Origin of the sequence: Thiocystis violacea (assembly GCF_016583575.1) — a bacterium.
Classification (GTDB): domain Bacteria; phylum Pseudomonadota; class Gammaproteobacteria; order Chromatiales; family Chromatiaceae; genus Thiocystis; species Thiocystis violacea.
The window spans coordinates 226,027-245,719 of the sequence record NZ_NRRG01000001.1; the positions used below are offsets into that span (position 1 = coordinate 226,027).

Annotated in this window: 19 protein-coding genes; 11 read left to right on the forward strand and 8 right to left on the reverse strand. The window is 66.6% G+C overall.

Going from position 1 to position 19,693, the window contains the following annotated elements; all coding sequences use genetic code 11:
• Window positions 1-4: 4 nt before the first annotated feature.
• Window positions 5-1,222 carry a nickel-dependent hydrogenase large subunit gene (locus CKO27_RS01015; RefSeq protein WP_200372887.1) on the reverse strand — a complete coding sequence of 406 codons (1,218 nt, stop codon included), beginning with the start codon at window positions 1,220-1,222 and terminating at the stop codon, window positions 5-7.
• A gap of 258 nt (window positions 1,223-1,480) precedes the next feature.
• Between CKO27_RS01015 and CKO27_RS01020 the strand changes: the two genes are divergently transcribed.
• Window positions 1,481-2,068, forward strand: coding sequence for a class I SAM-dependent methyltransferase (locus tag CKO27_RS01020; protein ID WP_200372889.1), 588 nt, complete (start codon window positions 1,481-1,483; stop codon window positions 2,066-2,068).
• A 19-nt stretch (window positions 2,069-2,087) separates the two neighbouring features.
• Here the strand turns inward: CKO27_RS01020 and CKO27_RS01025 are convergent, their stop codons facing one another.
• Together CKO27_RS01025 and CKO27_RS01030 are read right to left on the reverse strand one after the other, a co-directional pair.
• Window positions 2,088-2,648, reverse strand: coding sequence for a tetratricopeptide repeat protein (locus tag CKO27_RS01025; RefSeq protein ID WP_200372891.1), 561 nt, complete (start codon window positions 2,646-2,648; stop codon window positions 2,088-2,090).
• A gap of 157 nt (window positions 2,649-2,805) precedes the next feature.
• Window positions 2,806-2,961: a hypothetical protein gene (locus CKO27_RS01030; protein WP_200372893.1), complete on the reverse strand. Its 156-nt coding sequence runs from the start codon at window positions 2,959-2,961 to the stop codon at window positions 2,806-2,808.
• 219 nt (window positions 2,962-3,180) lie between these two features.
• On the opposite strand from CKO27_RS01030, the gene CKO27_RS01035 reads away from it, so the two are divergent.
• The 7 genes from CKO27_RS01035 to speE all read left to right on the forward strand — a co-directional run bounded on the left by CKO27_RS01035 (window position 3,181) and on the right by speE (window position 10,433).
• Window positions 3,181-3,894 carry a response regulator gene (locus tag CKO27_RS01035; protein WP_200372895.1) on the forward strand — a complete coding sequence of 238 codons (714 nt, stop codon included), beginning with the start codon at window positions 3,181-3,183 and terminating at the stop codon, window positions 3,892-3,894.
• On the forward strand, window positions 3,891-5,243 hold the full coding sequence (locus CKO27_RS01040) for an ATP-binding protein (RefSeq protein WP_200372897.1): 1,353 nt from the start codon (window positions 3,891-3,893) through the stop codon (window positions 5,241-5,243). Before CKO27_RS01035 ends, CKO27_RS01040 begins: the two co-directional genes overlap by 4 nt.
• 51 nt (window positions 5,244-5,294) lie before the next feature.
• Entirely contained in the window at window positions 5,295-5,759 is a 465-nt protein-coding gene (locus CKO27_RS01045) for a peroxiredoxin (protein ID WP_200372899.1), read from the forward strand.
• Between the two features lie 4 nt (window positions 5,760-5,763).
• Entirely contained in the window at window positions 5,764-8,220 is a 2,457-nt protein-coding gene (locus CKO27_RS01050) for an ATP-binding response regulator (protein ID WP_242470658.1), read from the forward strand.
• On the forward strand, window positions 8,217-9,098 hold the full coding sequence (locus CKO27_RS01055) for an ATP-binding response regulator (RefSeq protein WP_200372901.1): 882 nt from the start codon (window positions 8,217-8,219) through the stop codon (window positions 9,096-9,098). The genes CKO27_RS01050 and CKO27_RS01055 overlap by 4 nt, the downstream gene beginning before the upstream one ends.
• A 21-nt stretch (window positions 9,099-9,119) precedes the next feature.
• The gene (locus CKO27_RS01060; protein ID WP_420825808.1) at window positions 9,120-9,458 is read left to right on the forward strand and encodes an ArsR/SmtB family transcription factor; all 339 of its coding nucleotides are present in this window, start codon (window positions 9,120-9,122) and stop codon (window positions 9,456-9,458) included.
• A 117-nt stretch (window positions 9,459-9,575) separates the two neighbouring features.
• Complete coding sequence (gene speE / locus CKO27_RS01065; protein ID WP_200372903.1) at window positions 9,576-10,433, forward strand: polyamine aminopropyltransferase; 858 nt, start codon at window positions 9,576-9,578, stop codon at window positions 10,431-10,433.
• On the opposite strand, the gene CKO27_RS01070 is transcribed toward speE, so the two are convergent.
• The 3 genes from CKO27_RS01070 to CKO27_RS01080 are packed head-to-tail and all read right to left on the reverse strand — an operon-like array spanning window position 10,376 to window position 15,032.
• A complete protein-coding gene (locus CKO27_RS01070; RefSeq protein WP_200372905.1) occupies window positions 10,376-10,564 on the reverse strand; it encodes a DesA/ISL3 alpha bundle tail domain-containing protein in 189 nt (62 codons plus the stop codon). The two genes, speE and CKO27_RS01070, sit on opposite strands and share 58 nt — an antisense overlap.
• Before the next feature lie 50 nt (window positions 10,565-10,614).
• Window positions 10,615-12,576, reverse strand: a complete 1,962-nt coding sequence (locus CKO27_RS01075) for a hydantoinase/oxoprolinase family protein (protein ID WP_200372907.1) — start codon at window positions 12,574-12,576, stop codon at window positions 10,615-10,617.
• The gene (locus tag CKO27_RS01080) at window positions 12,573-15,032 is read right to left on the reverse strand and encodes a penicillin acylase family protein (RefSeq protein WP_200372909.1); all 2,460 of its coding nucleotides are present in this window, start codon (window positions 15,030-15,032) and stop codon (window positions 12,573-12,575) included. The genes CKO27_RS01075 and CKO27_RS01080 overlap by 4 nt, the downstream gene beginning before the upstream one ends.
• A gap of 72 nt (window positions 15,033-15,104) precedes the next feature.
• Here CKO27_RS01080 and hemF point away from each other — a divergent pair, with 72 nt between their 5' ends.
• The gene (gene hemF / locus CKO27_RS01085) at window positions 15,105-16,046 is read left to right on the forward strand and encodes an oxygen-dependent coproporphyrinogen oxidase (protein WP_200372911.1); all 942 of its coding nucleotides are present in this window, start codon (window positions 15,105-15,107) and stop codon (window positions 16,044-16,046) included.
• A 49-nt stretch (window positions 16,047-16,095) separates the two neighbouring features.
• Here hemF and CKO27_RS01090 read toward each other — a convergent pair whose 3' ends face one another.
• Window positions 16,096-16,815, reverse strand: coding sequence for a DUF3581 family protein (locus CKO27_RS01090; RefSeq protein WP_200372913.1), 720 nt, complete (start codon window positions 16,813-16,815; stop codon window positions 16,096-16,098).
• A gap of 306 nt (window positions 16,816-17,121) precedes the next feature.
• Window positions 17,122-17,493: a thioredoxin family protein gene (locus CKO27_RS01095; protein ID WP_200372914.1), complete on the reverse strand. Its 372-nt coding sequence runs from the start codon at window positions 17,491-17,493 to the stop codon at window positions 17,122-17,124.
• Between the two features lie 238 nt (window positions 17,494-17,731).
• Here CKO27_RS01095 and hemB point away from each other — a divergent pair, with 238 nt between their 5' ends.
• Window positions 17,732-18,742 (forward strand): porphobilinogen synthase, encoded by a 1,011-nt coding sequence (gene hemB / locus CKO27_RS01100; protein ID WP_200372915.1) that lies wholly within the window; start codon window positions 17,732-17,734, stop codon window positions 18,740-18,742.
• Between the two features lie 99 nt (window positions 18,743-18,841).
• The gene (aroE, locus tag CKO27_RS01105; protein ID WP_200372916.1) at window positions 18,842-19,684 is read left to right on the forward strand and encodes a shikimate dehydrogenase; all 843 of its coding nucleotides are present in this window, start codon (window positions 18,842-18,844) and stop codon (window positions 19,682-19,684) included.
• Window positions 19,685-19,693: the final 9 nt, after the last annotated feature.

Consider the following 19,693-nt stretch of genomic DNA (forward strand, 5'->3'; position numbering starts at 1 on the left):
TCGGCTATGGTTCCGACCCTTGCACGGGATCATGGCATGAAGCGCTGGGCGCGATCAGAAGATCGTAGGCGACGCAGGGATCGGTCGAGAGGATCAGAAGCTCCGCCCATCGCGCGAGGCGCCCCTCGTCGGCCATCGGCAGACCAGACAAGGCCTTGGCGAGCAGTCCCTCGGGATGGAAGTTCCATTCGGTCGGCGCCAGGATGCGGTAATCCAGGATTCGCCCCTGTTCGACCCGCGCCAGATGCACCAACCGTCCCCGCGCGGCCTCGACTCGACCGAGGCCCACTCCCGGCGCGGCGCGGCGCGGATCCTCGGACGCCGGCATCGTTTCGGTCAAGGTCGCCCGGACTTCCGAAAGGAGCCGCGCCACCTCAAGCAGTGGGGCGACCAGGCGCGGCAGCAGCCCGTTCCCATGCCGGGCGACGAGCGCCGGCATCGGCTCATGATCGGCCTGACGGGTGAAAGGACTGGTCTCGCGGGGGCATCCGTCCCAGCTCGGCGCCGCCTGGAAGTCGGCCGCGTCCGGGGCCAGGAGACGCGCACTCAGCGCCCGCGGGTCGAGTTCGGGCAAGGCGTGGCTCTCGCACTGGCCGAGCGACGCTTCCCCGGCGGCGGACAGGGTCCGGAGCAGACGGGCGGCACTGGTCTCGGTCGTCCCGATCCAGCGGACGAGATCATCCGGGCGCGCGATCGCTTCCAGCCATTGATCCGCCGTCATTCCCAGGACGGCCCGAGCGACCAGGGCGTCCAGCTCGTCGAGCCGCTCGAGCGCGGCGTCGCGGTCGAAGCCGACCGCCTGGACTCCAGGCTGGAAGAGATCGCCATCCGGATCGACCAGGGTCAGGAGTGCCTTGACCCGCGCCAGCAGAAGCGCCGTGCTCGCCTGGTCGGGCGAGTCGCCCGAGAGTCGCGGCCAATCCAGAAGGATTCGCCAGAGATGCTCGCGGATGGTTTCGATCTTGACCAGGATCCCACGCGCCGCCCGGACGGGGTCGGTGGGCACGAGCCCGGTCGCCGATTCCAGCGCGCTAGCGCAGGCGCTGGCCTGGGCCTTGGCGCAGATGGAATAGAGCATGGGCAGCAAGGTGGCGGTCTGGGTCACCGAGCGCCCCGCGAACATGGAGGCGGCGGTCACCGGCCGGGTCGAGCGGATGGCGCAGGCGAGCCCCTGGGGCGTTCGCCGTAACTGGATGTTGAGCCTGCCGGCCGGATCGGACATGCTGTGCGGCCTGGTCTCCGTGAGGTCTGGCGCGAGACCCGAGTGTAACCCAGCCATCCGATTTCAAACCCTGTCCGCCGTGGGTGCATCGGATCCGCCGCGCGCGGATCCCGCTCCGCTACGGGCTGACCCGATGCCTTCATCGAAATCTCCCGGTTGAAACCTCCCCCTTCAGGGGGATAATGCCGCACGGGAGAGGCTTAACCTCTTCCGTGCCCTATCGCCCGGCTTGGCCGGGCGTGGATTGAAACATCAAACATGCTGACACCCGAACAACTCGCCGGTCTGCGGCGGGATATCCAGTTTTCCGCCGTGCTCGGCGGTCGCACCCTGAGCCTGCACAGCACCTGGGGACTCTTCTCGCCGCGTGAGATCGACGAGGGAACCCGGCTGCTGCTCGACCATCTGAGCCTCGATCCGGATGAGGATTGTCTCGATCTCGGCTGTGGCTACGGGCCGATCGGGCTCGCCATGGCGGCGCTCGCCCCCCAGGGCCGAACCCTGATGGTCGACAAGGATTTCGTCGCGGTCGACTATGCCAACCAGAACGCGCGTCTGAACGGACTCGACAACGCCGAGGCCAGGCTCGCCAATGGATTCGACCGAATGGAAGCGGGCCGGACCTTCGATCTAATCGCCAGCAACGTCCCGGCCAAGGTCGGCAAGGAGTTGCTGGCGATCCTGCTGCACGACGCCCACGAGCGGCTGCGTCCCGGCGGTCGCCTCTATCTCGTCACCATCAACGGTCTGCGCCAGTACATGAAGCGTAACCTGACCGAGGTGTTCGGCAATTACGACAAGCTCAAGCAGGGCGCGCACTACACCGTGGCCATGGCCCGGCGGTGAGCGGCGCGCTCGGGCGCGGCTACTCCTTCACCAGCCCCAAGAGGCGGATCGCCTCCTGACCGATATCGCTCGCGGGATCCAGGTCGCGCGCCTTTTCAAGCGCTTGGCGTGCCTCGGCTATGTTGCCGGCCTGGAGGTTGACGAAACCGAGCGTCAGCCAGGGACGCGGCAGATCCGGCCCCTTGTCGACCGCGTCGCGCAGGTGCTTGAGCGCCCCGGCCTGATCGCCGACGTAATGCAGCGAGAGCCCAAGATCATTGTGGGCCTCCGCGTCCTCCGGGTTCAGCTCCAGGATGCGCCGATAGACCTGGGCGGCCTCCGGATAGCGCCGTTGCATGAACAGCTCGTCGGCTTGCTGGTGAAGCAGAACCGGGTTGGTCTCGGTGATGGATTCCGGGATGGCGCTGGTTGCGATCGTGGGCCCCGCGGCCTGGGTCGATCGACCCGGCGCCGCCGCTGTCGCCGACGGTTGCGAGGGATGGCGCAGATAATAGTCCCGGGTCAGGGCGAAGACGGTGAAGCCGTAAAAGAACAGGAAGACGACGAGTGCGAGCCAATGCAAGGGCGTGAGTCGAGGCATCTGTCGGAGACCGGGCTGGAACAGGGTTCGCGGATGCTAGGAATCTGGTCCCCGCCTGTCAAACCTGGATTGATGGCCACAAAAAAAGGCCGCGACGGCAGGGTGTGTGTCCGCCGTGGCGACCTAATTGGCTTGCTGCTCGGAAAATGGCTCGTGATTACGGCCTTGAATCGAATGAACTCCGGTCTTCTGGCGCCGTTTCGGGCTCGCCGCGACGGAGGCCGGAATCGTTGCGTTTGATGATGGCGATCAGAAGGCCGGCGCAGAGGATACTGGCGGAAATCCCCATGATGGTGAGGGCGTCGAAACTCATGTGCTCGTCTCCGTGTTCCACTGGAAAATGACTGCTCCGGAACCCTTGGAACACAAGTGAGGCTAGGGCTTTCGCTTGGTCGAGCAGACGGTCTTTTTTCAGCCCTGAGTTTACAAGAGGGGCAGGAACAGAGTATTTCGGCATCTGCTAATGTTGTAACAACTTGTTTCTATCAATCCGTTTCGATGATCCCCGTGCCACACCGGAGTCCGCGCGTCCATGTCTGAACAACCCCTGCGAATCCTGGTCGTGGATGACGATGCCGGCCTGCGCGCGCTCTTGAGCGATTATCTGGAGCGCGCGGGTTTCAGCGTGGCGGTGGCGGAGGATGGTCAGGCGATGGATGCCTGGATGGAGACGCGGACCACGGATCTCGTCATTCTGGATCTCATGCTGCCGGGCGAGGATGGACTGACCCTGACGCGGCGGCTGCGCGCGCGGACCGACATCCCCATCATCATGCTCTCGGCGCGTGGCGACGAGGTGGATCGCATCGTCGGTCTGGAGGTCGGCGCCGACGACTATCTGTCCAAGCCCTTCAATCCACGCGAGTTGCTGGCGCGCATCCGGGCCGTCATGCGGCGCCACGCCTCGCCCGCGCGCGAGGAGGACGTGGACGAGGAGGTGATCCGTTTCGGCCCTTATCGATTGAGTCCATTGCTGCGCGAGCTGCGGCGCGACGGCCAACGGGTGGGGCTGACCAGCGGCGAGTTCGGTCTGCTGCAAGTACTGGTCGAGCACCCGGATCGGGTGCTGGATCGGGACCGTCTGCTGGATCTGCTCAAGGGCTACGAGCGCTCGCCCTTCGATCGCAGCATCGACGTCCAGATCGCCCGGCTGCGGGCCAAGATCGAGCCGGAGATCAAACGCCCGCGCTATATCCGCACCATCTGGGGCAAGGGCTATATGTTCACGCCCACGGGCGACTCATGAGCCGGCTGGGACGTCTGGTTCCCGCGACGCTCTTCGGCCGCGCGCTGCTCACCCTGATTCTCACCTTCGGCTCATTCGCCCTGGTGACCTCGATCGCCATCGTCGCCTACACCCTGATTCCGGTGGCCCAGCGGTCGGCCTCGGACCTCGCGAGCATCATGGTCCTGGCCGCGCGCACACTCGATCAGTTGCCACCCGCGCTTCGGGAGGAATACCGCTCGGGACTGGCGAGCGAGTATCGAATCCGGCTCGCCGAGGAGCGCCCACTGGCGAACGCGGCGCGGTACTTCTTCCCCTACCTGTCGCAGGTCGAGCGTGCCTTGTCCGAACGACTCGCCCATCCGGTCGAGATGGTGACGAGTCTGGCGAACGGCGAACGCTGGTTCTGGGCCGCGATCGATGTGGGCGGAGAGGTTCTCTGGGTCGGTTTCCCGCGCGGTCGCCTCGGAACCCAACCCTTGCGCGGCCTGACCATCATCTTCGTCGTCGCGGTGGGCCTGATCCTGATCGCGACGCTCATCCTGGCCGGACGGGTCTCGCGGCCATTGAAGCGGCTCGCCAAGGCCGCCGAGGACGTGGCGCTCGGCTTCTCGCCCAACCAACTGCCGGAGACCGGTCCCCTGGAACTGGTGAACCTGGCGCGCCAGTTCAACGAAACCAGCCGCCAGGTCCGGGAACTCCTGGCCAATCGCACCATGCTTCTGACCGGCATCTCGCACGATCTGCGCACCCCCCTGACACGTCTGCGCCTGGCCGTGGCCATGCTGCCGGAGGCGACACCGCCCGATCTGGTGGCCCGTCTGGAGCGCGACATCGACGAGATGAACGCCCTCATCACCCAGGCCGTCGAGTTCGGTAAGAACCTGGGCGCGGGGCGTCGCGAGGACGTCGAGCTTGGCGCCCTGCTGGAGCATCTGGTCGCCGGGCGGCCCCGCGTCATCTGGGAGCGCGGCCCTGTCCGCCATCATCGGGTGGATGCGCTGGCGCTGCGGCGCATCGTCGGCAATCTGCTGGAAAATGCCTTGAGGTACAGCCACGAGGCGGTCGAGGTGCATCTGGACGGACAGTCATCGCGCCCTCTGATCTTCGTGCTTGACCGGGGGCCGGGGATTCCGGAGGCGGAGCGGGAGGCCGTGCTCAGGCCCTTCTATCGGCTGGAGGCGTCGCGCAATCGCCGGACCGGCGGGACCGGTCTGGGTCTCGCGGTGGCGCACCAACTGGCGCTGGCCAATCAGATGGAATTGCGCATCGGTCTGCGTCCGGGTGGCGGAACCATCGCCAGCGTCCGACTTCCAGCCAGCGAGCGCGAGGAGGATGCGGGGCACGCGGGCCTGGTGGTTGACGGCTAGGTCGGGCATGCCTACATTCCGGTCACCAACCCCAACCCCGGAGCACCCGCGATGCTGCAACCTGGCGATCGAGCCCCAACCCTCGCCCTCCCAAATGCCGACATGGAACGGGTGAATCTGGAGGCGCTCATGGGTCGCCGGCATTATGTGGTCTATTTCTACCCCAAGGACGACACACCCGGCTGCACCATGGAGGCGCTCGAATTCACCGACCTGCAATCCGAGTTCGACGCGGCCGAGGCCGAGATTATCGGGATCAGCCGGGACAGTTGCGGGAGCCACGGGGCCTTTCGCGACAAATACGGACTCACCGTCCATCTACTCGCGGACACCGACGGCGAGGCGTGCGAGGCCTATGACGTCTGGCGGGAAAAGGAGGCCCATGGCGAGAAGCGCATGGGCATCGTGCGTTCCACCTTCATCGTCGACAAGCAGGGGCTGATCCGCCACGCCCTCTACGATGTCAAGCCCAAGGGACACGCGGTACAGGTGCTCGAAATGGTCCGAGCCCTCTGACGACATGGCCCAGGCGCGCGCGCAAGGCTTGCATCTGCGCGCTTACATCCTGCTGTTCCTGCTGACCTTCGGGTTGATGCCGCTGATCCTGGCGGCACTCATCAATCTGCCCCTGGTGCTGGACCGCACCGAGCTCTTCTATCAACGCGCCTATCTCCAGAATCTGCGCGCCGACTTCCGCGATCTGGACCAGCATCTGGCGAGCCGTCACGAGATGATCCGGCTCCTGGCCAAGTTGCCCGAACCCGGCCTCATCATGGGCGAGCAGGGCGAGGCGGACGAGATCGATGTCGCGCGCGCCCGCTATACCTCCTGGATCAATCAGATCCTCTCCGATCAGCGCGACGTCATCCAGATCCTCTTCGTCGGGGACGATGGCCTAGAGCGCTTCTGGCTGGCGCGCGACGCCCGCACCCAGGAATGGCGACCGACCCCCCAGCCACCCCAGGTTCCGAACCAGCAGTTTCTCGCCGCCGGACTGGAGAGCCCGCCCGGCACCGTGATGGTCAGCCGCATTCGGGTCGATTCCAAGGCCGGGGGCGAGGATCCGCGTCAGCTCATGACCCTGAACCTGGTGAGTCAGATCGGCGGGGATGGCGCCGAACCCCCGCCAGGTGTGGTGGTGCTGACCATCGACGTCGGCGGTCTCGCCCAATCCTACCGCGATACCCTCTGGGTCAATCATGACGGAAGCTATCTGCGTCCCGGCCAGCCGGCCAACGGTCAGCCCGAGGCGTTCGAGACCTTTCCCGGACTCGCCGAGATGTTCGTCGAGGGCAAACTGGCGCTCTGGAAAGGCCGTCAGGGGCGACAGATGCTGTGGGTGCCCATGTTCCTGACCGAGGACGGCTTCCCGCTCTGGGTCGGGCGGCTGGTCGATCCCTCGCCGATCGACGCCTTCCGCGACGAGCTGATCGTGCGCGTGCTCTCCATCATCCTGCTGCTGGTGCTGGTGGTCATGGTGGTGGCGCGCTCGATCGCCAAGCGGCTGGAACACTTCGGCCATGAGCTGACCGGCGGGATCGGACGCATCCTGCGCGACGGTCATCCGCTGCGCTTCAGTTGGGGCGGGCCGCGCGAGATCCGTGAACTGGGCGAGCAACTCACCGCGCTCGCCGAGACCCACGCTGAGCATCTGCGCTCCGCCCAGGCGCATACCCGCGAGCTGGAGAAATCGAACCGCTACAAATCCCAGTTCCTGGCCAACGTCAGCCATGAGCTGCGCACCCCGCTGAACTCCATCCTGCTCCTCTCCAAGATGCTCGCGGCCGACAGCAGCGGCCTGAATCCGGCCCAGCGCCGCCAGGCGCAGGTGATCCACGAGGCGGGCCGGGATCTGCGCGCCATGATCGACAACATCCTCGACATCTCGCGGATCGAGGCCGGTCATGTGAGCGTGACGCTGGATTGGGTTGAGTTGAAACCCATGCTTGAGGAATTGATGGAACTCTGCGGCCCCCTGCTGGCCGGGAAGCCGGTCACGCTGGCCCTGGCCGTGGATGCGCGCGCCCGGACCCGTCTGCGTACCGATCGGGGCAAGCTGCGCCAGATCCTCAAGAATTTTCTCTCCAATGCCATCAAATTCACCGACCGGGGGCAGGTGCTCATCCAGGTCGAGGCACGCGAGGATCCCGAGTACCCGGTGGCCTTGAGCGTGATCGATACCGGCATCGGGATCGCGCGCGACAAGCAGGAGATCATCTTCGAGGCCTTTCAGCAGGCCGACGGATCGACCCGCCGCCGCTATGGCGGCACCGGACTGGGTCTGTCCATCAGCCGCGAGCTGGCGACCCTGCTCGGCGGCTGGATCGAGGTGGAGAGCGCGCCCGGTGCTGGCGCGCGCTTCTCCCTGATGTTGCCGCTCTCGGCGGACGGGGCCAAGAGCGGCGTTCCGCACGAGGCCGTTCTGACCCAGACCTCCGAACCCGACCCCATCGCCGAGGAGAACGAGCACGAAACCGCGCCCGCGCTTCCGTCCGATGGCGATCCGAGGCCGGGCGAGAGCTGGGTGCTCATCATCGAGCGCGACGTCCGGACACTGGTGGCCCTCACCTCGGATCTCTCGCGCCGCGGCCTGCGGGTCCAGACCGCCGCCGACCTGGACGAGGCGCTGGAGACCCTGAGCGAGGAGGGCGAGGGCTGCGAACTGGTGCTGCTCGCCGCTCAGGTGTCGGCTGAAATGACCTGTGATACGATCCAGGCGCTCTTGGAGGAGACCCAGGGCACGCATCCCGCGGTGGCCGTTCTTGGGTCGAACGGAGCGGAGGCCCAGTTCGTGAGCTGTCTCGGCGTCGGAGCGGTCGCCGTCCTGTCCAAACCCATCGTTCCCGATCAACTGACCGCCTTGCTGGCCAAGGTGCTGGGCCACCAGGCGGTGGCCGGCTCGACGGCCGCATCGAGCCAAGACAGCGGGCCGCGGGTCCGGACGCCGGCCAGTCGCCCAAAGGAGGAGACGACATGACGCGCCATGCCGGGTTCAAGCTCCTGATCGTCGACGATCACGCCCACAACCTCTTCACCCTGCGCACCCTGATCGAGACCCACATGGATGTCACCGTGCTGGAGGCCAATTCGGGTCAGGAGGCGATCGATCGCACCCACCAGGATCCGGACATCGACCTCATCATCCTCGATGTGCAGATGCCCGAGATGGACGGCTTCCAGACCGCCTCGCTGCTCAAGCTGCGCAAGCGCACCCGCGACATCCCCATCATCTTCCTGACCGCCGCCTTCAAGTCCGAGGAGTTCCAGCAGCGCGGCTTCGCGGTCGGCGCGGCCGATTATCTGCTCAAGCCGATCGAGGACAACCAGCTCATCAACAAGATCAGCACCTACTTTCGGCTGATCGCGAAAGAACGCGAGCTCAACCGCACGCTGGAGCGAAAAGTCACCGAACGGACGCTGGAACTGGCCGAGGCGCGCCAATATCTTGAGAACATCCTCACCCACATGGGCGAGGCGCTCCTGGTTCTGGATCCGAATGGCGCCATCAAGCTGACCAATCCGGCCGCTTGCCGTATGCTGGGTTACAGTAGCGAGGATCTGCTCGGCATGTCGATCGGCGACGTGTTCGAGGAAGAAGGGGACGAGCAGGCCGGAGCCTTCATGGGTCTTTGGCTGGAGGCGCTGATCCGCACCGGCGCCCTGAGCAAGATCGAGGCACGCTTCATCGCCCGCGATGGCCGGCGCGTCCCCATCCTCTTTTCCCGGACCGCCCTAAAGGACAGCGCGGGCCGGATCGGCGATATCATCTGTATCGCCAAGGATATGACGGGGTACGTTCGGGTCGAGCAGGACGCGGAACCGGCCATGCATCGGATCGCGCCTGATGAGTATTAGAAGTAGAAGTAAGGAGGATGGATGATGATCGAGCCCACTTTACCCGACGCGTCCGAGGATGACGAGGATACCGCCCTGACCGCCAACGCACTCAAGGCGATGGCCCATCCACTGCGCTGGAAGATCCTCTGCTCGCTCGGCAAGAGCGAACTGTCGGTCGGCGAGATCGTCGACCGTACCGGAACCTCGCAGAGCAATATCTCGCAGCACCTCGAACAGCTCAGGAACAAGAACATCGTGGTGGCCCGCAAGGAGGCCAACCGGATCTATTACCGGATTCGTAACACCCAGTTGCTCGAACTCATCGGCATCATGCGCGAGGTTCTCTGTCCGGCGAACCTGGACGATCGCGCCAAGTAGCCCCATCCCCGCCCGCTGGCTCGCAAGGGGCGATGGTCCCCTTATCCGAGCCGCGCTTGTGACCGTCACGCCCCTTTACCCATAATGGCGGCCCTCATTCTCCACGGGATATCCGCCATGCTCGACCCCAATCAATGGTTCTCTGAAATCGCGGGGGACACGGGGAGCGCCTTCTCGCTCAAGCTCCGCGCCAGGCTCCACGAGGAGCAGACCCCTTACCAGCGCATCGAGATCCTCGACACCGAGGGTTTTGGCCATCTCATGGTCATCGACGGCTGCACCATGCTCTCGACCCGCGACAACTTTCTCTATCACGAGATGATGTCGCATCCGGCGCTCTACACCCACCCGGCCCCCAGGCACGTCTGCATCATCGGCGGCGGGGATTGCGGAACCCTGCGCGAGGTGCTCAAGCACCCCGAGGTGGAATCCGCCGTGCAGATCGACATCGACGAGGCCGTCACCCGACTCGCCGAACGTTATTTCCCCGAGCTGACCGAATCCAACGCGGATCCACGCGCCCGACTCCTGTTCGAGGACGGGGTACGCTGGATCCAGGACGCCCCCGAGGGCGGCCTCGACATCATCATCGTCGACAGCACGGACCCGGTCGGACCGGCCGTCGGGCTTTTCACCAGCGATTTCTACGCCCAGTGCCGGCGCGCGCTGGGGGCGAACGGAATCCTCGTTCAGCAGAGCGAGTCACCGCTCCTGCACATGGACATCCTGAGCGGGATGCACCAGGCGATGCGCGCGGCCGGCTTTAGCGAGACACGAACCCTCTTCTTCCCCCAGCCCATCTATCCCTCCGGCTGGTGGAGCGCGACCATGGCCGGCAAGGGCACGAGCCTTGAGGATTTCCGCGTCCAGGATATCGAGCGCAAATCCTTCGAGACCCAGTATTACAACCAGGAAATTCACCGCGCCGCCCTGGCGCGACCCGAATTTTTCCGACCCGCGTTGATGGGGAACTGAGCGTATTGGCGTGAGTGGCGCGCGCCTTCCAGCGCCTGGATACCGGTCGCCTCGGCCTGCTGGCACCAGCTCTGGAGCATGAGCAGAAGCCCTTCCTGGGTCGGCGCGCCGCGCACCCAGATATCCTGCAAGCACTCGCGATCCAGGAACAGGTTTTACAACGGCCCAGGTCGAACGCGGCTCAGATCCGCGTCAGGAGCAGATTCCCGATGGCGTCCAGGCGGGCCTTCCAGCCTGGGGCCAGCCAGGTGGTAGAGACGGCATCGGCGATGACCGCCGGGCCGACCCGGTCGGCGTCCCTGGCCAGCGACTCGCGCGCCAGAACGGGCACGGGGCGGTCGCATCCATGGGCGAGCCGGGTTCGCGGTGCGCCTGTCGGAGCCGATGGAACACACTCGGGCAGGCGCGGGAGGGACATCGGCGCGCGCACGCGAACCCGCAGGTTGACCAGTTCGACCGGAAGCTCCAGACGATGGCCATAGGCCGCCTCATGCGTCGCGTGAAAATCGGCCATGAGGTCCGCGACCCCGGTCCAGGGCCGATTCAGCGTGTGGGACTGGCCCTGGTAGCGCAGATCCAGCGACGACTCGACGCGAAGCCGATCGGCAGGCGTCCCTTCCTGGAGCAACTCGGCGCGGCCCTCGTCGGCGAGGGCGCGCAGGGCCGTCTCGATCTCGCGATCGTCCAGGTCGCCGAGCAATCCAAGCCGGGTCTTGGTCAGCGTCCGTCCCGAGGGCGCGACCAGCATCCCCAGCGCGGACAGCACCCCGCCATGAACGGGCGCCATGGCCCGCGTCATCCCGAGCGCCTCGGCCAGGGCGCAGACATGCAGCCCGCCCGCGCCGCCGAACGCGGTGAGGATGAAATCGCGCGGGTCCAGACCGCGTTGCACCGAGATGACCCGCAGCGCCCGCGCCATGTGCTCGTCGGCGATCCGGACGATACCCAGGGCGGCCTCTTCCAGCCCCAGGCCCAAAGCCTCGGCGACGCGGCCGACGGCGCTGCGCGCGGCCTCGGAATCGAGCCGCATCCGTCCGCCCAGAAAGCCGTCCGGGTCCAGCCGTCCCAGCACCAGGTTGGCGTCGGTCACCGTCGGCTCGGTGCCGCCGCGACCATAGCAGGCCGGTCCCGGATCCGCCCCGGCGGACTCGGGACCGACCAGCAGCAGACCGCCGGCGTCGACGCGGGCAATGGAGCCGCCGCCCGCGCCGATGGTGTGCATGTCCACCATCGGCAGGGCGACCGGGAAGCCGGCGATGCGTCCGGCCGTGGTCAGACGCGGCTCGCCGTCGATCAGTGCGACATCGGTCGAGGTGCCGCCCATGTCGAAGCTCAGCAGCCGACGCGGCGTCCCATCGGCGGAGGCGACGAAGGCCGCGCCGGCCAGCCCGCCGGCCGGCCCGGAGAGCAGCAGCCGCGCCGCGTGACGTGCGGTGCGCTCGGCCGCGACCGCCTCGCCGCTGCTCTGCATCACCGCCACCCGCGCGCCCGGCAGACCGGCCGCGAGCCGGTCGAGATAACCGGCGACCAGGGGTCCGACCCAGGCGTTGAGCCAGGTCGCGATGCCGCGCTCGTACTCGCCGATCAGCGGCAGCACCTCGGAGGAGCGCGAGACGAAGCGATCCGCCGGCAGGGCCTCCGCCAGGGCGCGCTCGGCGCTGTCGTCGAGATAGGAGAAGAGCAGATTGATGGCGATCGACTCCGGAGCGAGCCGCGCCACCTCGGCCTTGAAGGCGTCCAGATCCGTCTCGGTCAGCGGCTCCACCCAGCCGCCGTCCGCGCCGAGCCGCCCGCCGGTCTCGATGCAGAGTTCGGGCGGCACCGGCGGTCGGCGCGGCGGCGGCTGAAGATCGTAGAGATCCGGTCGCGCCTGTCGCCCGATGGTCAGCAGATCCTTGAGCCCCCGGTTGGCGACATAGAGGGTGCGCGCGCCCTTGCCCTCCAGCACCGCGTTGGTCGCGACCGTGCTGCCATGCACCACGCGCAGATCGCGCGGATCCAGGCCGAGATCGGCGATCCCCTGGAGGATGGCGCGCTCGGGCGCGGACGGGGTCGAGAGCACCTTATGGATGCGCACCTCGCCCTCGCGCCAGAGGACGAAATCGGTGAAGGTGCCGCCGGTGTCGATGCCGATCAGGGTCATGGGGTCGCGCCTTCCTCGGGCGGGAGCAGCCGGAGCCGGCCGATGGTCTCGTCCTCCGCCGGGCCGTTCCAGGGCCAGGGATGACCGCGCACCGCCAGCCAGTCCTGGAGCTGGTCGGTTCGGTAGGGGGAAAAGGGATGTCCGGACTGGCCGAGCGGCAGGGTGCCTCGGGTCTGGCTCCAGTCCGATGGCGTGGCGACGAAACGCATGGAGGCGGCGAAGAGTCCCTCGCCTGGATTCTGGGGCAGGGTTTTCATGATATCGATGGTGTCGGAGCTGCCGCCGACCGCGATCGGCCCGACGCTGAACAGCCGACCAAGCAGCGGAATGGCGTCGAAGGCATGTGGAAACTTGAGCGAACGGATCTGGTCCAGCCGAACGCCGTCCGCGTCGCCCGAGCGCGCGGTCAGTTCCGCCCAGACTGCGAGAATGGCGCGCGCCCAGATGGCGGCGGGGGTCTCGACCTCGGGTGTTCCGATGTCGTCCCAGAAGCTGGAATCGCCGCTGCGCAGGGTCTCCTGCAAGGGGCTGTAGGCGACGCTGACCAACGACATGAGCAGCGGCAGATCCTCGCCCAACTCATCGGCGTAGAGCGCCCGGAACAGGGCCGGTTCCAGCAGGGCGGCGAAGGCGGCGGGGCGGCTCGCGCCATCCATGGTCCCGTCCCAGTCCAGCAGATGGGTCGCGGCGATCTCCCAGGCGCGCGGATCCAGGTCGCGGATCTCTGGCTCCAGTCGACGCACCGAGGCTTGCATCTGGCGGCCCTGGAAACTGACCCGATCGGCCTGGATCGCGGCCATGGACTCGGGCGTGAGCGGCGGGGCCTTCGCGATCCGCTCGGCGACGCGCTGCGCGCGATGCGGCGACATCCAGGACCGGCTGACCTGGACCGGGTGGTCGCTCGGGATGGTGCGGTTATTGGCCGTGATCAGAACGTCCCCGGCCGGGTTGGTCGAGCTTGGGTTCAGCGCTTGGGGAACATGGCCTTGCCAGGCGTAAGCCTCGATCCAGCCCGGCGAGGGAAAGGCCCCGGAGCCCGCACCGCGCTCGGGCAGCAGGCCGGTCACCTGCCAGGCGATGCCGCCGTCGCGATGGGCCAGCATCAGATTGGTCGAGACATGCCGGAAGTCGAGACCCGCCGTCCGCGCCTCCTCCAGCGTGGTCGCCTCGGCCAGTCCGCGCACCGCCTGGAAGCTCCGGTCGGGCCGATCATGGTTCTGGCGCAATACCAGCAGATCGATCAGGCCGGGCTCGGGCAGGTCCATCAGGGTGCCGGTCGTGTCCCCCAGAATCTCATTCAGGACCACGCCCCGGCTGGTCGAGCGAATCGCGATCTCGACCGGCTCGCCGCCCCTGACCAGGACGCGCTCCCGGCGGATCTGGATCGGCTCCGGCTCACCGCCCGCGCGCTCCACATGGTGGCCATCGGGCGTCGGGCGCTCGATGAAGATGTCCTGGGTATCGGCGATAACGGTGGTGAAGCCCCAGGCCAGATCCGCGTTGTGGCCGATCAGGACCAGCGGCACACCGGGCAGGGCGACGCCGGCGACATGCAGCCCGCGCGCGATCAGCTCCAGCTCGTACCAGATCCCCGGCATTGAGAGCGCCAGATGGGGGTCGTTGGCGAGCATGGCCGCGCCGTTCGCGGTCCTGGATCCGGTGACCAGCCAGGCGTTGCTCGCCGGTCCGGGAATCGGCAGCCCGAGTCGGCCCGGAAGCGCAAGCATCCGATCGAAGGCGGCGACATCCACCTGGCCCATCCGAGCCCCGTCCGGCCCGGCGAGATAGCGGACCAGCTCGGGCGCGACCTCGGGGGCCGGAAGGCCCTCGTCAGTTGGGAAGAGTTCGCGCGCCCGCTCCGGCCCGAGTCGTTGGGCCAGACGCAGAAAGGTCAGCTCGCCGCGCGCGTTGAAGGACTGGGTCCAGGCCATGTAGGCGCCGATCGCCAGGCTGTCCTCCGCGTGCCAGGGGGCGGGTACGAGACCGGCGATCCGGTATTCCAGCGGACGCCGGTTCCCTGCCAGGTAGGCGTTCACCCCCGATGCGTAGGCATCGAGCAACGCCCGATCGGATGGCTCCATTCCTTCCAGGGCGCGTCGTGCCTCGCCCGCCAGTCCGACCGTGCGGAAGAAACGGTCCACCGGAAGCGCGTCCGGGCCGAACAGCTCGGCCAAACGCCCCGAGGCCAGCCGACGCAGCAGATCCATCTGCCAAAGTCGCTCCGACGCCACCACATAGCCCTGTGCGAAGAGCAGATCCTGGAGATTCTCCGCCTCGATGCTCGGCACGGCATGCGGCCCGAAACGCACGTTCACCGGCCGATTCAGACCCGGCATGATCAGCGAGCCCGAGTAAGCGGGTTCGGCGCGCTTGGCCAGCCAATAGAGGCCACCGAAGCCGACGAGCGGAAGCGCAAGCAGAATGGAGAGGATCCAGAGGATCGTTCGACGCAACATGAGGCTCTACACCCGGTCGGAGCTTGTTTATGATCGCTGTGGCCATTGTCCCACCCCGGAGGAATCGAAGCGATGTCGAGCCAGCCCGATATCCAGGCCGTCAAAACCTATCTGATGAACTTGCAGGACAGTATTACCGAGGCGCTGCGAGCAACCGACGGCGGTGCCGGCTTTCGCCAGGACACCTGGGACCGACCCGGCGGCGGAGGAGGGCGCACCCGGGTGATGCAGTCGGGCGCGGTCTTCGAGCAGTGCGGCATCAATTTCTCGCACGTCTTCGGCGACCGGCTCCCGCCCTCGGCCAGCGCGCATCGGCCCGAACTCGCGGGTCGACGCTTCGAGGCCATGGGCGTCTCGCTGGTCTCGCATCCCTGGAATCCCTACGTCCCTTCCTCGCATCTCAACGTGCGCTTCTTCATCGCCGAAAAAGACGGCGAGGAGCCGGTCTGGTGGTTCGGCGGCGGCTTCGATCTCACGCCCTACTATGGCTTCGAGGAGGACGTGATCCACTGGCACCGAAACGCACGCGAGGCCTGCGCGCCCTTCGGCGAGGATCTCTATCCGCGCCTCAAGGCTTGGTGCGACCAGTATTTCTTCATCAAGCATCGCAACGAGCCACGCGGGGTCGGCGGTCTCTTTTTCGACGATTTCGATCAAGGTGGATTCGACAACGCCTTCGCCTTCCTGCGCAGCGTCGGCGATCACTACCTGCCGGGTTATCTCCCGATCGTCAACCGTCGCTGGGCGAGAATGCACGGCGACCGCGAGCGTGACTTCCAACTCTATCGGCGCGGACGTTACGTGGAGTTCAATCTGGTCCATGACCGGGGGACGCTGTTCGGTCTACAGTCGGGCGGGCGTGCCGAATCCATCCTGGTCTCGATGCCACCCGAGGTGAGCTGGCGCTATGACTATCGGCCGGAGGCGGGAAGCCCGGAGGCTGAGCTGTATGAACGCTTCCTGGTCGTGAGGGATTGGTTGGACGAACCCGTGGCGGCGACCTTGGTCGCTTGATGGGCGAGCCTGCCTACTCGGTTCCGGCGGGCCTGAAGGCCCGCCACCCTCAGGCGGTCGCGTTGGCGGCCAGATAGGCGGCCTTCCAGTTCGCGTAGCGCTCGACCAACCCCTGGAGCGTCGCCGGATCGATATCGCGCAAACCGCTCAGGACCAGTGACTTGGAGCCCCGACCGATCGGCTCCCCGGCCTGTCCAATCTGAAACCCCAAGCGCGCCTCGCCTCGCCGCCCCTTCACCTCCAACTGACTCTCGACCAGGGTCAGGTCCAGGTCGCCAGCATCGAGACGATCCAGCTCGAAGAACATCCGCTCGTAGATCACCAGCGGTCGATCAGGATTGACCATCACCCCTTCGCGCTCCATCAGCGGGACCAGGATGTGTGGGAAATTCTGCCCGGAGAAGGCGACATAGCGTCGGCTCAAGGACTCGATCAGGGTCGGATCCCGACTCACGGGGCCGCTGGAGGCGACCTCCAGACAGGACTTACCCGCCGCGTCCGTCACCAGCATCCCCCCGTCGATCTCGGTGAAGGTTAGAGGAACGTCGGCGCCGACCATGCCCGTGAAGCGGAAGCTCATGCGACTGCCGACCCCATGCCTGGCCAGCACCAGCGCGAACAGCAGATCGCCGGGGGCGCAGAACCTTGGATTGTCCGCGTCGTGGATGAGATTGAAATCGCCGGCGATATCCTTGGCGAAGGCGCTGCCCTGGGCGGCGGAGATTCGGACGACGCCGGCCTCCTCGGTAAAGAACGGGGAAAGAAACATGAGACGGGGCTCGATCATTGAAGGGGAGGGCGATTGTACCCGCGATCGGACGCGCGAGAATTTCCGCCGTTACAACCTGCGCTGAAGTCTCGACCCCGATGGCGGCTCTGGCCAACGACCTTCGCGCCCGCACACCCTCGCGGAGGCGGCGGCGCGAGTGAAGGCCATGGATTTCCGGCTGGGCCGCGTGGGCGAGGACGGCATGCGGCCGATACCCCTGCTGATTTCCAGGAAATCTTGTACCCGCGATTCGCCCTGTCTAATTCCGGAGCTTTCGGTCGGGTACGGACTTTCCCGGAAATCGCCTCAAGGTCCGTCCGCTCCGAGATGCTCCTGAAGCCATTCCTTGATCTGGTAGCGCGAACGTGCCCCGCTGAAACGTCCGCGATCCTCGCCACGCTGGAAGAGAATGACGGTCGGAAATCCACGGACCTTGTAGTGACCGGCCAGACGCATGTTCTCGCCTTCGTCGACCTCCAGCTTGGCGAGCCGGATTCGGCCCTCGTACTCCTCGATGACCCGCTTGAGATGCGGGGTCAGGGCGTGACAGGGACCGCACCAATCGGCCCAGAAATCGACCAGGATGGGGTGCGTTTGGGAGGCTTCGATGACCTGGATCTGGAAATGCTCGTATTCGACATCGAAGATATGTGGATCGGGTTGGGAAAGGTACCGCATGGATAACGTCCGGGGACAGCGAATGTCCGAATATTAACGCGAAGGACGAAGCCGGGGCGTCGCGGATTTCGGAGCCGCCGCGCGGTTCACGCGAGGCGTTCACCGGCGATCCATAGGGAACGCCGGCCAAAACGCGGTTCGACTGGAGCCCCCGCGTCGGCTGAGCTATTTTAGGCGCCTTGAAGCGCCGGGATGGTCCCGGTCGCGCCGGACCCGACGCCGAGGCCCCTTAAATCCCATGGCTGACCTTGACACCCCCCGTTCCGCCTATCCCATCACCCGCATGCGGCGGATGCGTCGCGACGATTTCTCGCGCCGCATGATGCGCGAGACCGTCCTGACCCCGAACGACCTCATCTATCCGGTCTTCGTCCTCGAGGGCTCGGGGCAGCGCGAGGCGGTCACCTCCATGCCGGGCGTGGAGCGCCTCAGCATCGATCTGCTGGTCGAGGACGCGCGCGAGGCCGCCCGGCTCGGAATCCCGGCGATGGCGCTGTTTCCGGTCACGCCCCTGTCGGCCAAGTCGCTCGACGCCAAGGAAGCCTTCAACCCCGACGGACTGGCCCAGCGGGCCGTGCGCGCGCTCAAGGACGCGGTGCCGGAGCTGGGCATCATCACCGACGTGGCGCTCGACCCCTTCACCACCCACGGTCAGGATGGTCTCATCGACGAGGCCGGTTATGTCATGAATGACGAGACGGTCGACGTGCTGGTGCGCCAGGCGGTCTCTCATGCCGAGGCGGGCGCCGACATCGTGGCCCCCTCGGACATGATGGACGGGCGCATCGGCGCGGTGCGCGCCGCGCTCGAGGCGTCCGGCTACATCCACACCCGCATCCTCGCCTACTCGGCCAAATACGCCTCCAGCTACTACGGCCCCTTCCGCGACGCCGTCGGCTCGGCCGCCAATCTGGGCGCGGGCAACAAGTACACCTATCAGATGGATCCGGCCAACTCGGACGAGGCCATCCACGAGGTCGCTCTGGATCTGGCCGAGGGCGCGGACATGGTCATGATCAAGCCCGGCCTGCCCTATCTGGACATCGTGCGCCGCATCAAGGATCAGTTCGGCGCTCCGACCTTCGTCTATCAGGTCAGCGGCGAGTACGCCATGCTCAAGGCCGCGAGCCAGAACGGCTGGCTGAACGAGCAGGCGGTGGTGCTGGAGGCCCTGGTGTCCATGAAGCGCGCTGGCGCCGACGGCATCCTGACCTACTACGCCAAGGACGTGGCGCGCTGGCTGGCGTAGGGTACGCACCGCGTACCTCTTCCGTCCTCCAGGCCACTCCGAACACCCGAACCACGCGGGTACGCGAGGCGTACCCGACATCAGGAACGGCCATCGACCATGCCCGAGCGTTACGCCGTCATCGGCAACCCCATCGCCCACAGCAAGTCGCCGCTCATCCATGCGGAGTTCGCGCGCCAGACCGGACAGGATCTGGAATACGGCCGCATTCTCGGTGATCCCGAGGATTTTCCAGGCGAGGTGCGTCGTTTCCTGGCCGAGGGCGGCCTGGGTCTCAATGTCACCGTGCCCTTCAAGGAGCGCGCCTGGGCGCTCGCGGACGAGCACAGTCCGAGGGCCGAGACGGCGGGGGCGGTCAATACGCTGATCCGACTGACCGATGGTCGACTGCGTGGCGACAACACCGACGGGGTTGGACTGGTTCGGGATCTGGCGGACAACCACGGCTTTGGCTTCCAGGGCGCCCGCGTGCTGCTGCTGGGCGCGGGTGGGGCCTCGCGTGGCGTCCTTCTGCCCCTGCTGGAAACGGGTCTCGCCCGCTTGCGGATCGCCAACCGAACCGCCTCCAGGGCGCTGGATCTGGCCCGGCTCGGCGCGCCTCTCGGGCCGGTGGAGGGGTCGGGTCTGGAAGCGCTCGCGGGCGAGCGCTTCGACCTCATCATCAACGCCACCTCGTCGGGTCTGACCGATGAGGTGCCGGACATCCCGGACGACTGTCTCGCCGAGGGCGGTTGGACCTACGACATGCTCTATGGGGACCGGCCGACAGCCTTCCGTCGTTGGGGCCAGGAGCACGGTGCGGCGCGTGCCCTGGATGGTCTGGGGATGCTGGTGGAACAGGCGGCGGAGTCCTTCTGGCTATGGCGGGGAGTGCGCCCGTCCACGGCGCCCGTCATCGAACAGCTACGCCATCCGGCGGGCCTGGGATCCCGATCCGTCTGACGAGGCCAT

Excerpts from the sequence above, each read along its gene's own strand:
- hemB (WP_200372915.1), top strand. The coding sequence starts at position 17,732 with ATGGCTGACCTTGACACCCCCCGTTCCGCCTATCCCATCACCCGCATG.
- CKO27_RS01095 (WP_200372914.1), bottom strand. The coding sequence starts at position 17,493 with ATGCGGTACCTTTCCCAACCCGATCCACATATCTTCGATGTCGAATAC.
- CKO27_RS01040 (WP_200372897.1), top strand. The coding sequence starts at position 3,891 with ATGAGCCGGCTGGGACGTCTGGTTCCCGCGACGCTCTTCGGCCGCGCG.
- CKO27_RS01060 (WP_420825808.1), top strand. The coding sequence starts at position 9,120 with ATGATGATCGAGCCCACTTTACCCGACGCGTCCGAGGATGACGAGGAT.
- CKO27_RS01025 (WP_200372891.1), bottom strand. The coding sequence starts at position 2,648 with ATGCCTCGACTCACGCCCTTGCATTGGCTCGCACTCGTCGTCTTCCTG.
- CKO27_RS01055 (WP_200372901.1), top strand. The coding sequence starts at position 8,217 with ATGACGCGCCATGCCGGGTTCAAGCTCCTGATCGTCGACGATCACGCC.
- CKO27_RS01050 (WP_242470658.1), top strand. The coding sequence starts at position 5,764 with ATGGCCCAGGCGCGCGCGCAAGGCTTGCATCTGCGCGCTTACATCCTG.
- CKO27_RS01035 (WP_200372895.1), top strand. The coding sequence starts at position 3,181 with ATGTCTGAACAACCCCTGCGAATCCTGGTCGTGGATGACGATGCCGGC.
- aroE (WP_200372916.1), top strand. The coding sequence starts at position 18,842 with ATGCCCGAGCGTTACGCCGTCATCGGCAACCCCATCGCCCACAGCAAG.
- CKO27_RS01020 (WP_200372889.1), top strand. The coding sequence starts at position 1,481 with ATGCTGACACCCGAACAACTCGCCGGTCTGCGGCGGGATATCCAGTTT.
- CKO27_RS01080 (WP_200372909.1), bottom strand. The coding sequence starts at position 15,032 with ATGTTGCGTCGAACGATCCTCTGGATCCTCTCCATTCTGCTTGCGCTT.
- CKO27_RS01015 (WP_200372887.1), bottom strand. The coding sequence starts at position 1,222 with ATGTCCGATCCGGCCGGCAGGCTCAACATCCAGTTACGGCGAACGCCC.
- hemF (WP_200372911.1), top strand. The coding sequence starts at position 15,105 with ATGTCGAGCCAGCCCGATATCCAGGCCGTCAAAACCTATCTGATGAAC.
- CKO27_RS01090 (WP_200372913.1), bottom strand. The coding sequence starts at position 16,815 with ATGTTTCTTTCCCCGTTCTTTACCGAGGAGGCCGGCGTCGTCCGAATC.
- CKO27_RS01045 (WP_200372899.1), top strand. The coding sequence starts at position 5,295 with ATGCTGCAACCTGGCGATCGAGCCCCAACCCTCGCCCTCCCAAATGCC.
- CKO27_RS01075 (WP_200372907.1), bottom strand. The coding sequence starts at position 12,576 with ATGACCCTGATCGGCATCGACACCGGCGGCACCTTCACCGATTTCGTC.
- speE (WP_200372903.1), top strand. The coding sequence starts at position 9,576 with ATGCTCGACCCCAATCAATGGTTCTCTGAAATCGCGGGGGACACGGGG.
- CKO27_RS01030 (WP_200372893.1), bottom strand. The coding sequence starts at position 2,961 with ATGAGTTTCGACGCCCTCACCATCATGGGGATTTCCGCCAGTATCCTC.